The sequence below is a fragment of the Thermodesulfatator autotrophicus genome, assembly GCF_001642325.1.
In the GTDB taxonomy this organism is placed as follows: domain Bacteria; phylum Desulfobacterota; class Thermodesulfobacteria; order Thermodesulfobacteriales; family Thermodesulfatatoraceae; genus Thermodesulfatator; species Thermodesulfatator autotrophicus.
In genome coordinates this window covers 42,314-54,343 of sequence record NZ_LSFI01000014.1, presented here as the reverse complement: position 1 = coordinate 54,343, position 12,030 = coordinate 42,314, and the positions used below count along the sequence as shown (strand labels likewise).

The 12,030-nt window shown below is 46.4% G+C and carries 9 protein-coding genes and 1 tRNA gene; all 10 read left to right on the top strand.

Going from position 1 to position 12,030, the window contains the following annotated elements; all coding sequences use genetic code 11:
• Positions 1 to 47 precede the first annotated feature (47 nt).
• The 10 genes from rpmG to rpoC all read left to right on the top strand — a co-directional run bounded on the left by rpmG (position 48) and on the right by rpoC (position 11,790).
• On the top strand, positions 48 to 218 hold the full coding sequence (gene rpmG / locus TH606_RS11315) for a 50S ribosomal protein L33 (RefSeq protein ID WP_082863498.1): 171 nt from the start codon (positions 48 to 50) through the stop codon (positions 216 to 218).
• Between the two features lie 3 nt (positions 219 to 221).
• Positions 222 to 298 (top strand) — tRNA-Trp (locus TH606_RS03835).
• Positions 299 to 320: 22 nt separating this feature from the next.
• Positions 321 to 620 (top strand): preprotein translocase subunit SecE, encoded by a 300-nt coding sequence (gene secE / locus TH606_RS11310; RefSeq protein WP_197460502.1) that lies wholly within the window; start codon positions 321 to 323, stop codon positions 618 to 620.
• A 1-nt stretch (position 621) separates the two neighbouring features.
• Positions 622 to 1,149, top strand: coding sequence for a transcription termination/antitermination protein NusG (nusG, locus tag TH606_RS03825; RefSeq protein WP_068541436.1), 528 nt, complete (start codon positions 622 to 624; stop codon positions 1,147 to 1,149).
• 18 nt (positions 1,150 to 1,167) lie between these two features.
• A complete protein-coding gene (gene rplK / locus TH606_RS03820; protein WP_013906907.1) occupies positions 1,168 to 1,596 on the top strand; it encodes a 50S ribosomal protein L11 in 429 nt (142 codons plus the stop codon).
• 3 nt (positions 1,597 to 1,599) lie between these two features.
• Positions 1,600 to 2,316, top strand: coding sequence for a 50S ribosomal protein L1 (gene rplA, locus TH606_RS03815; protein ID WP_068541434.1), 717 nt, complete (start codon positions 1,600 to 1,602; stop codon positions 2,314 to 2,316).
• Between the two features lie 179 nt (positions 2,317 to 2,495).
• Positions 2,496 to 3,026: a 50S ribosomal protein L10 gene (gene rplJ, locus TH606_RS03810; protein ID WP_082863496.1), complete on the top strand. Its 531-nt coding sequence runs from the start codon at positions 2,496 to 2,498 to the stop codon at positions 3,024 to 3,026.
• A gap of 25 nt (positions 3,027 to 3,051) precedes the next feature.
• The gene (gene rplL / locus TH606_RS03805) at positions 3,052 to 3,441 is read left to right on the top strand and encodes a 50S ribosomal protein L7/L12 (protein WP_013906904.1); all 390 of its coding nucleotides are present in this window, start codon (positions 3,052 to 3,054) and stop codon (positions 3,439 to 3,441) included.
• Between the two features lie 97 nt (positions 3,442 to 3,538).
• Complete coding sequence (gene rpoB / locus TH606_RS03800; RefSeq protein ID WP_068541430.1) at positions 3,539 to 7,630, top strand: DNA-directed RNA polymerase subunit beta; 4,092 nt, start codon at positions 3,539 to 3,541, stop codon at positions 7,628 to 7,630.
• A 56-nt stretch (positions 7,631 to 7,686) separates the two neighbouring features.
• Positions 7,687 to 11,790, top strand: a complete 4,104-nt coding sequence (gene rpoC, locus TH606_RS03795) for a DNA-directed RNA polymerase subunit beta' (RefSeq protein WP_068541428.1) — start codon at positions 7,687 to 7,689, stop codon at positions 11,788 to 11,790.
• Positions 11,791 to 12,030 lie beyond the last annotated feature (240 nt).

Genomic DNA, 12,030 nt, shown 5'->3' with positions numbered 1-12,030 from the left:
GCAGGTGTTGTTACCAAGATTTTGGAATAGTAAAAGGGTGATTGATCATGGCAAAGTCTGATGTTCGTATTACTATTCACTTGCAATGTACTGTTTGTAAGCGTCGTAATTATACGACCACAAAAAACAGAAGGAACACACCGGACAAGTTAGAATTGAAAAAATATTGTCCCTGGGATCGTAAGCATACGGTTCACAGGGAAGTTAAAGTTAAATAGTGCAGGCCAGTAGCTCGAACGGCTAGAGCACCGGACTCCAAATCCGGGGGTTGGGGGTTCGAATCCCTCCTGGCCTGCCATTTTTCTTGTTTGGGAGAGAGGATGGCCAAGAGAAGGACTAGAAAACAGCGGATGTCGTCGATTTCAGGAGCGGGAGTCTCTACTAAAAGTGATAAGGTAGAGGCTAAAGTTGTTCCTTTACAGAGGGAAGAGAATTTTTTTCAGAAGGCCAAAAACTTTTTGTTAGAAGTTAAGGTTGAATTTAAAAAGATTACCTGGCCGACTCGTAAAGAGACTGTGGCCACTACTACGGCTGTAGTTAGTTTTACGCTTTTTATTTCTTTTTATCTGGGTTTAGTTGATATGATTCTTTCTAAATTAGTTCAATGGTTGGTTTACTAAGATGGCGCAGCAATGGTTTGTAGTTCACGTATTCGCTGGATTTGAACGGGAAATAGGCCAAAAGATTAAAGAAGCTTTGGAGGCGGCGGGTCTGTCTGAAAAGGTGTCTGAAATAGTAGTGCCGCCAGAAAAAATTATTGAAATTATAGGTCTTGCGTCAGGTCCGGTAGCCAGGCGCTTTTATCCTGGCTATTTACTTGTTAAGGCCGAGCCTGATGAAAAGGTATTTGAAGTCATTAGAAGTATAGATAAAGTAGTAGGTTTTATGGGCGGAGAAAAACCTCTGCCTTTACGGGAAGAGGAAGCTCAAAAAATAATTGAACGGCTTAAGGTTTCAGAGATTAAGCCTAAGCCCAGATATCAGTTCCAGGAAGGCGATAGAGTTCGTGTTACTCAGGGACCATTTGCTAACTTCCATGGAGTGGTAACAGAAGTTAAGCCTGATAAGGGTAAAGTTAAAGTTTTAGTCAGTATTTTTGGGCGAGAAACTCCGGTGGAGTTGGAGTTTGCACACGTGCAGAAAATTTAATATTGGGGTGAGGTAAAGATGGCCAAAAAAGTAATAGCAGTTATTAAGCTACAGCTCCCTGCAGGTCAAGCTAACCCGTCTCCTCCAGTGGGGCCAGCGCTTGGTCAGCATGGTGTTAACATAATGGAATTTTGTAAGGCCTTTAACGCTAAAACTAAAGGCCAGGAAGGAATGATTATTCCAGCGGTTATTACCGTATATGCTGACCGCTCATTCACCTTTATTTTAAAAACACCTCCTGCCTCGGTTTTGCTGAAAAAAGCTGCTGGTATAGAAAAGGGTGCTTCTGATCCCAAGCGGGAAAAGGTTGGGCAGGTGACCAAAAAGCAAGTAGAAGAAATCGCCAAGATAAAAATGCCAGACCTTCAGGCGGCAGATTTAGAAGCGGCTATGCGTACCATTGAAGGTACAGCTCGTAGTATGGGAATAGAAATTGTAGAGGGGTAAAAAATGGCACGTGGAAAAAAGTATGCAAACGCTTTAGCTAAGATAGATCGCTCTAAAAGATATGACTTTGAAGAAGCGGTAAAGTTGGCCCTTGAAAATGCTTACGCCAAGTTTGATGAAAGTGTTGACGTGGCGGTGGTTTTAGGTGTAGATCCTCGTCACGCCGACCAGATGGTTCGTGGTTCGGTGGTTCTTCCCCATGGAACTGGTAAGGCGCCTAGGGTGGCAGTCTTTGCCAAGGGAGATAAGGCAAAGGAAGCAGAGGCAGCAGGAGCAGATTACGTGGGGGCTGAAGACCTGGTTAAAAAGATTCAGGATGGCTGGCTTGAGTTTGATAAGGCCGTAGCCACTCCCGATATGATGCCTCTGGTAGGCCGTATCGGAAAGATTCTCGGGCCTCGCGGCCTAATGCCCAGTGCCAAAACAGGAACTGTTACTTGGGATGTGGCTAAGGCGGTGAAAGATATCAAGTCTGGTAAGATAGACTTTAAAGTAGATAGAGCCGGGGTGGTACATGCTCCTGTAGGTCGGGTATCTTTTGGTCCCCAAAAGATTCTTGAAAATTTAGCGGCATTTTTTGACGCTATAATCAAAGCCAAGCCATCTGGAGCCAAGGGACAATACATAAAAAATATTACCATTTCTACCACCATGGGGCCTGGCATTAAAATAGACCCCGCGGCGGTAAAAGATTTGCTTGAAAAATACGGGCGAGATTAGTCCTAAAATAATTGTGATTTCCCGGTAGAGTCCCCCGGGAGGTCGCGGGCCGAAAGGCCAGTCAAAGACAGTAGGTACACCCAGGGTGTTTAATCGGATCAGTTGATCCGGCCTACCTAGACCATGGGTGGCCTCTGCCTTTGACATTACTAATGTCAAAGGAAAGGGGGGAGAGACGATTGCTTACTAGAAAACAGAAAGAAGAAATAGTCCAGAAATTACGTAAAGAATTTGAGGAAGTTCCCGCCGTATTTGTGACCACCTTCCGCGCTATGACCGCTGAAGAAAGCAATGAATTGCGTAAAAAGTTAAGGGAAAAGGGAGCACGTTATCAGGTGGTCAAAAATACTCTCCTGAGGATGGCCAGCAGTGGGACTCCTGCTGAGCCTTTGCAGGAGTTTATTGAGGGTCCTACCGGGGTGGCTATTTGCTATGAAGACCCGGTAGAAGTAGCCAAAGTTCTGGTGGAGTTTGCCAAGGAGCATGAAAGTTTAATTAACCGCGGAGGAGTCCTTGGTGGCAAGCCGATAGAGGCGGCTTCCCTTGAAGCCCTGGCCAAAGTGCCACCGCGCGAGGTGCTTATGGCCCAGCTCCTTGGGCTCTTGCAGGCACCAATGGCTCAGTTTGTACAGCTCCTGGCAGCTGTACCGCGTAATTTCTTGTTTGCTCTTAATGCCATTAAAGAAAAAAAGGCCGAAGAAGCGGCTTAAAATTTAGCAAAAGGAGGAGTTTAAAATGGCAGTAACCAAAGAAGAAGTAATTGAATTTATCAGCAATATGACGGTTCTTGAATTGGCTGAATTTATTAAGGAACTTGAAGACAAGTTTGGTGTTTCAGCTGCAGCACCGGTAGCCGCAGTGGCGGCGGCTCCTGGCGCTGCCCCTGGGGCTGAAGCGGCTCCTGCTGAAGAAAAGACCGAATTTGACGTAATTCTTGCGGGAGTAACTGGTAATAAGATCCAGGTAATTAAAGAAGTAAGAGCCATTACCGGCCTTGGTCTTAAGGAAGCCAAAGAGCTTGTTGAAAGTGCACCCAAGCCAGTTAAAGAAGGTGTCTCTAAAGAAGAGGCTGAAGAACTCAAAAAACGTCTTGAGGAAGCTGGCGCAAAGGTTGAAATTAAGTAAAAAATAGTTTTTTATATAGTTTAAGAAGGGACCTGTCCTCGCTAAAGAGGAAGGTCCCATCTTGCGTTTTATCATTTCTTAGGGGAGGCGAAAGCCTATGTCACAAGATTTTACTATCATTCCTGAGCGAGTTCGCAAAAATTTTGGCCGTGTAAAACCTATTATGGATGTGCCTTATCTTATAGCCATTCAAAGAGAATCTTACAAGCGTTTTTTGCAAGCCGACGTTGCTCCTGAGGCTAGAGAAGAAATAGGCATTCAAGGAGCTTTAAAAAGCGTATTTCCTATCGTGGATTATACTGGTAGCTGTGAACTTGAATTTGTTGATTATTCCATCCTTCCTCCCAAATACACTCCTGATGAATGTCGCGAAAAGGGCCTCACCTACGAAGCCCCCATGCGGTTAAGGGTCCGTTTGCTTACTTATGACATTGATCCTGATACTGGTGACAAGAGCATTCGCGACATTAAAGAACAGGAAATATACTTTGGCACCGTGCCTCTAATGACCGAAGACGGGCTTTTCATCATAAATGGCACTGAGCGAGTAGTGGTTAACCAGCTACAGCGTTCACCTGGTATCTTTTTTGATCATGATAAGGGGAAAACTCACGCCAGCGGAAAGGTCCTTTATTCTGCCAGGGTTATTCCTACTCGTGGTTCCTGGCTTGATTTTGAGTTTGATCACCGGGATTATTTATATGTTCGTATTGACCGCCGCAGGCGTTTCCCGGTCACAACCTTTCTCAAGGCCCTTGGGCTTTCTACCGAAGAGATCCTTACTACTTTTTATCCTATAGAAAAATACATCATAAAGCCTAACCGCATTGAAAAAGAAGTAAACCCTGAAATTTTACTGGGGCAAAAGGCCCTTCTTGATATCCATCATCCAGATACTGGCGAAGTGATTTTAAAGAAAGGTCGTAAAATTACTAAAGCCGCCCTTAAACGTATTCAGGAAGCAGGCCTTAAAACTATTCCTGTGCCTGAAGAGGAATTTTTGGGCAAGGTGGTGGCCAGAGACGTAATAGACCCTAATACTGGTGAGGTAATTGTTTCCTGTAACTCGGTAATAGATAAAGAAACACTTGAGAGGCTGAGGGAAGCAGGCATAGAGGAAATAGAATGTCTTTTTATGAGTCTTCATCGCCATACACCCTGTTTAAGGGATACCCTAACTTTAGATAAAGCTCATACTCAAGAAGAGGCTTTGATAGAGATTTATCGTCGTCTTCGTCCTTCGAGCCCGGCTAATTTGGAAGTGGCCAAGGCTTACTTCCAGTCACTCTTTTTTGACCCCAGCACCTATGACCTTTCAGAGGTAGGGCGCTATAAAATGAATAAACGCCTTGGCCTTGATATCCCCATAAATGTTCGAGTTCTTACCAAGGAAGATATCCTGGCCACTTTGAAACATCTCATATATCTCAAAGAAACTGAGGGGCCGGTGGATGATATTGACCACCTTGGTAACCGGCGGGTACGCTCTGTAGGTGAGCTTGTAGAGAACCAGATGCGAGTGGGCCTGGTGCGTATGGAAAGGGCTATTCGCGAGCGCATGACCTTGCAGGACGTTGAAGCCCTTATGCCTAATGACCTGATAAATCCCAAGCCTGTTACTTCGGCTTTAAGAGAGTTTTTTGGCCAGGGCCAGCTTTCCCAGTTTATGGACCAGACCAACCCTCTTTCCATGATGACTCACAAGCGCCGCCTTTCGGCTCTTGGTCCTGGAGGGCTTACCAGAGAACGGGCAGGCTTTGAAGTGCGTGACGTTCATCACACCCATTACGGCCGAATATGTCCTATTGAGACACCAGAAGGCCCGAATATCGGACTTATCGTTTCTCTTACCACTTATGCCAAGGTAAATCGCTATGGTTTTATTGAGACTCCTTATCGCAAGGTAATAAATGGTAAAGTAACTGATGAAGTAGTTTATATGAGCGCTCTTGATGAAGGGGACCACGTTATAGCTCAGGCCACCATAGATATAGACGAAGAGGGAAATATTGTTCAGGAGCTTGTTCCAGCGCGTAAGGCAGGAGACTTTATCATGGCCCCGCGAGAGCAGGTTAACTTTATTGACCTTACACCAGTTCAGGTGGTGAGTGTTTCTGCTTCACTGATTCCTTTTCTTGAACACGACGACGCCAACCGGGCGCTTATGGGGTCAAACATGCAGCGTCAGGCGGTGCCTCTTATTCGCACCGAGGCCCCTCTGGTGGGAACAGGTATGGAAAAGTATGTGGCTCGTGACTCAGGGTTTACCATTGTCGCCGAAGCTGACGGGGTGGTTGAAGACCTTGATGCTACCCGTTTGGTGGTGCGCTATGAAAGTGAAAACGGAGATATCCCAGAAGTAAAGATTTATAAACTTATTAAGTGGCGTAAGTCTAACCAGAACACTACTTTTACCCAGAAACCAGTGGTGGAAATAGGCCAGAGGATAAAAAAGGGTCAGGTATTAGTGGATGGCCCTTCCACTAGCAAGGGAGAAATTGCCCTGGGGAAAAATATTTTAGTGGCTTTTATGCCCTGGCGTGGTTACAACTTTGAAGACTCTATTGTTATTTCTGAGCGTTTGGTGCGAGATGATGTTTTTACTTCCATTCATATTGAAGAGTTTGAGTGTGTAGCTCGGGAGACCAAACTAGGTCGTGAAGAGATTACCCGCGATATCCCAAACGTAGGCGAAGAAGCTTTGGAGCGCCTTGATGCAAGCGGTATTGTCAAGGTAGGGGCTTACGTAAAACCAGGCGATATTCTGGTGGGTAAGGTTACACCTAAAGGAGAGACTCAGCTTTCCCCTGAGGAAAAACTTCTCAGGGCCATTTTTGGTGAAAAGGCAAGCGACGTTAAAGACACTTCTCTGAGGGTGCCTCCCGGCATTGAAGGTATTGTTATTGACGCCAAAGTCTTTACCCGTAAAGGCCTTGAAAAAGATGCCCGGGCAAAAGAAATAGAAGACCGCGAGATTGCGAGACTTCTCAAAGATCAGGAAGAATTTTTGGATGTACTGCGCCGGAGTATTTTGAAGCGTCTTGAGCGCCATCTTACTGGAAAGGCTGCGGCCGCTACGATAGAGGTTAGGGGTGAGGTAGTTATAGAAAAAGGCGCACCTATTACGCCTGAAGTTTTAGCCAAGGTCCCTTTCACCAAGATTCGGGAGCTCGCTGGTGGCCGCAAAAAAGACCCGGTGGTTGAAGATATCTTGCGTGATTACGAGGCCAAAGAGGCAGAGATAAGAAAGCAGATTGAAGAGCGCATTAATCGCCTGAAAAGGGGTGATGAGTTGCCTCCTGGTGTGCTCAAGGTGGTCAAGGTTTATGTGGCCATGAAACGGAAGCTTCAACCCGGGGATAAGATGGCTGGCCGTCACGGAAACAAAGGCGTAGTATCCAAAGTGGTACCCATAGAAGATATGCCTTATCTGCCTGATGGTACGCCGGTTGATATGGTTCTTTCTCCTCTTGGAGTCCCTTCTCGTATGAACATCGGGCAGATTCTTGAGACCCACTTGGGTTGGGCCTCTAAAGAAGTCGGTCGAAAGATTGCTGAGCTGGCTAAGGCTTACCAGATAGAAGCGGTAAAACAGTTTTTGGCGGAGATTTTTTCTCCAGAAGAGATTGAAGAGTTTCTCAGAGATAAGACCGACGAGGATATCTTGCGTTTTGCCGCCACTTTTGAAGACGGTATAGCCATGGCTTCACCGGTGTTTGACGGGGCCAAAGAACCACAAATCAAGAAATTACTTAAGCTGGCAGGGCTCTCTGAGACAGGGCAAACGGTTCTTTATGACGGTCTTTCTGGAGAACCTTTCCGTGAGCCTGTAACCGTTGGCTATATGTACATGTTGAAACTCCATCACCTGGTGGAAGATAAGATTCACGCGCGTTCTACCGGGCCATATTCTCTTATTACCCAGCAGCCGCTGGGTGGTAAGGCCCAGTTTGGTGGGCAGCGTTTGGGTGAGATGGAAGTTTGGGCTATGGAGGCTTACGGAGCAGCTTACGCGCTACAGGAGTTTCTTACAGTTAAAAGTGATGACGTTACCGGTAGAACCCGTATGTATGAGCGTATTGTAAAGGGGAATAACTTCCTTGAAGCCGGGCTTCCTGAAAGCTTCAAAGTGTTAGTAAAGGAGCTTCAGGGGCTTTGCCTTGACGTTGAGATGATTGAAGAAGAATAGGACTTAAAGCCCCCTTTTGGGGGCGGTTTTAAAAATTTTTTAAAGGGGTGAAAGATATGGAAGATCTCCTTTCTTACTTTTCCAAGCCAAAGGATCCTATGAATATCAAAGCGATAAGGCTTGGACTGGCCTCTCCTGAAAAGATACTTGAGTGGAGCCACGGGGAGGTCAAAAAACCTGAGACCATAAACTATCGGACTTTAAAGCCTGAAAGAGACGGTCTTTTCTGTGCCAAGATATTTGGGCCAGTTAAAGATTACGAATGTCTATGTGGAAAATACAAGCGCATGAAACACCGCGGTGTAATCTGTGAAAAGTGCGGTGTTGAGGTAATCCAGAGTAAGGTACGCCGTGAAAGAATGGGGCATATAAGTCTCGCGGCACCAGTAGCTCATATATGGTATCTGCGCAGCATTCCCAGCAAAATCGGGGCTCTCCTTGATATGACCTTAAAAGAGCTTGAACGCGTCCTTTATTTTGAAAGCTTTGTGGTTACAGAAAGTGAAATTCCTGAGGTTCCGGTAGGCAAGGTTTTGAGTGAGGAAGAATACCAGAATCTTCTCCAGGCCCACGGTCCCAAGTTCAAAATTGGCATTGGAGCCGAGGCTATTAGGACCATTCTTCAGAACCTCAATCTGGAGGAACTTTCCAAGGAACTGCGTGAAGAAATGGCCAAGACTCGTAGTGAGGCCAAACGCAAAAAATTGGGTAAGCGTCTGCGCATAGTTGAGGCCCTGAAAGAATCTGGCAATAAGCCTGAATGGATGATCCTTGAAGTTATCCCGGTTATTCCTCCAGATTTAAGGCCACTTGTGCCCCTTGAAGGTGGCCGTTTTGCTACCTCTGACTTGAACGACCTTTATCGCCGTGTCATTAACCGCAATAACCGCCTTAAGCGTCTGATGGACCTTGATGCCCCTGATATTATTGTGCGCAATGAAATGCGCATGCTTCAAGAGGCTGTTGACACCCTTTTTGATAATGGTCGTCGAGGAAGACCGGTCACTGGTCCTAACCGCAGGCCTCTTAAAAGCCTTTCTGATATGCTTAAGGGAAAACAGGGCCGTTTCCGTCAAAACCTCCTTGGAAAACGGGTGGATTATTCTGGTCGTTCAGTTATTGTGGTGGGGCCTGAGCTCAGGATGCACCAGTGCGGACTTCCCAAGAAGATGGCTTTAGAGCTTTTTAAACCTTTTATTTATCACTGGCTTGAGAAAAACGGCCACGTAACCACTATCAAAAGTGCCAAAAAGATGGTGGAAAAAGAAGATCCGCTGGTCTGGGATGCTCTTGATGAAATCGTCAAAGAACACCCCATTATGTTAAACCGTGCCCCTACTCTTCACCGTTTGGGTATTCAGGCTTTTGAGCCAGTTCTTATTGACTCTAAAGCCATTCAGTTACATCCGCTGGTGTGCGTGGCTTATAACGCTGACTTTGATGGTGACCAGATGGCAGTTCACGTGCCACTTTCTGTAGAAGCACAAACTGAGTGCCGCGTGCTTCTTCTCTCCACCAACAACATTTTGTTGCCGGCCAGTGGAATTCCGGTGGTCTATCCCACTCAGGACATGGTGCTTGGGCTTTTTTATATCACCCAAGAAAGGCCATTTGCCAAAGGTGAGGGCCGCATTTTTGCTAACCGGGAAGAAGCTATTCTCGCCTATGAAGAGGGAGAAGTTGACCTTCAGGCCAAGGTCAAAATACGCATGAATGGAAAATTGGTGGATACTACGGTTGGCCGGGTTCTCTTCTCTACTATTGTGCCTGAAGAGATTAAGTTTGAAGAATATAATAAACCTCTGGCCAAAAAGGCCCTGCAACAATTAATTGACCTTTCCTATCGTCGGGCAGGGGCCAAAAAAACGGTTATCTTTGCCGATAAAATGAAAGACATGGGTTATTACTTTGCCACCAAGGCGGCCCTTTCCATCTGTGTGGATAACATGCAGATCCCTGCTAAAAAGCAAACTCTCCTTGAGGAGGCAGAGAAAAAAGTCCGCGAAATCTGGGAACAGTATCAGGAAGGTCTTATCACCGACGGTGAAAGATATAACAAAGTAGTTGACGTGTGGGCCACGGTAACTGAGCAGGTTACCGAAGAAATGATTAAAGAAATGGAGACCAAGGAATATGTTAGCCCGGATGGAAAGAAGAAGGTAAAAGGGCCGAGTGGAAACCCGCTTTACATTATGGCCTATTCTGGCGCGCGTGGTTCTAAGGACCAGATTCGCCAGCTGGCAGGTATGCGAGGTTTAATGGCCAAGCCTACTGGTGAAATTATTGAAACACCCATTAAATCAAACTTCCGTGAAGGTCTTTCCGTGCTTGAATACTTCATCTCCACCCACGGTGCCCGTAAAGGCTTAGCTGATACCGCTCTTAAAACTGCCAACGCCGGTTATCTTACCCGTCGTCTGGTGGACGTGGCTCAGGATTGCACTATTACCGAAGAAGACTGCCACACCATTGACGGCATAGAAGTGGGCCACCTGATTGAAGGTGGTGAAATCATGGAACCGGTGTGGGATCGTGTGCTTGGGCGTGTGGCTCTGGAAGACGTGGAAGATCCTGTCACTGGAGAAATATTAGTACGCGCTAATGAAGAGATTGACGAAAAAGCTGCGGAAAAACTCCGCGAGGCTGGTATTGAAAAAGTTACAATTCGTTCTGTGCTCACTTGCCAGAGTAAGTACGGTGTTTGTGCTAAGTGCTATGGGCGTGATCTTGCTACTGGACGTTTGGTGGAAGTTGGTGAAGCGGTAGGAGTTATTGCGGCTCAGTCCATTGGTGAGCCGGGTACCCAGCTTACCATGCGGACCTTCCACATCGGTGGTACGGCCAGCCGGGCAGCTGAGCAGTCTGAACACCGGGCTCAGAGTCAGGGTATTGTCAAGTTCATTAACCTGCGTACCGTTAGAACTGATAAAGGATATCTGGTGGCCATGAATCGTCAGGGTGAAATTGCCATTATAACCCCTGATGGTCGTGAAAAAGAGCGTTATCCCGTGGTTTACGGAGCTCGCATTCTGGTAGAAGAAGGCCAGAAAGTAAAGCCTGGCGACCTTTTAGTAGAGTGGGATCCTTTCACCATTCCTATTATTACTGAGGTTTCCGGGCGAGTTAAATTTGGTGACATCATAGAAGGTGTGACTGTTGACGAAAAGACTGACCCTATCACCGGTAAAGTAAGTATCATTGTCAGGGAATACAAACATACAGACTATCGTCCACGTATTTCAATCAAGGATGAACGCGGTCGCACTATAAAAATTCCTGGCAAAGGCCATGCGCGTTATCTTTTGCCAGTGGGGGCTATTCTCACGGTCAATGAAGGGGACGAGGTAAAAGCTGGAGACATTATTGCTAAGATTCCTCGTGAGACCACCAAGACTAAAGACATTACTGGTGGTTTGCCAAGGGTAGCCGAGCTTTTTGAAGCCCGTAAGCCCAAGGAGTTTGCCATTATTAGTGAAATTGATGGTATCGTCCACTTTGATAAGGAAATTAAAGGAAAAAGAAAGCTCATCATTCAGCCTGAAGTAGGTGATCCTAAAGAATATTTGATTCCCAAGGGCAAGCACATTGCTGTTCATGAAGGGGATTACGTAAGGGCAGGTGAGCCGTTAATTGAGGGTTCTCCGAATCCACACGATATTTTACGGGTTAAGGGTGTAAAAGGGCTTGCACGATTCCTGGTGGAAGAGATTCAGGAAGTTTATCGTCTCCAGGGGGTGCGCATTAATGACAAACACTTTGAGGTTATAGTGCGCCAGATGCTTAAAAAGGTCAAGATCCGCGAAGTGGGAGATACTAACTTCATGCTGGGAGAGCTGGTTGATAAGACCCGTTTCCAGGAAGAAAACGAGCGTGTGCTGGCCACTGGTGGGCGACCGGCTGTAGCAGAGCCGTTAATCCTTGGTATCACCAAAGCTTCGCTTGCAGTGGAAAGCTTTCTGGCGGCAGCCTCGTTCCAGGAGACTACCAAAGTGCTTACTGAGGCTTCTCTCGCGGGCAAAGTAGATTATCTCCGCGGTTTAAAAGAGAATATCATTATCGGGCGTCTTATACCGGCAGGAACAGGCCGTGTTTACTACGATATGAAAGAAGAGCAGAAAGCCAAGAAGTCGTCTCCGGCTCAGGCAGAACTAGCAGCTTAGAACAGTTAAAAGGCGGCCAAAGGCCGCCTTTTCTATTTTCTGGACTGGTTTTAGACTTTTAAAATATTTTACTATCTTTCGTCCGTTCTAGTGAACGAGGTCTTTTGCGACTGCTTCGCCTATCCCGAGTGAAACGAGGGTTTCGCGTATTAACAAGTTGGAGCACTCCTCATGGTAACAAGGAGGTAAGTCATTGCCAGCTACGGTTTCTTCTCTGTCATTTGCGAGCACGAAGTGGCG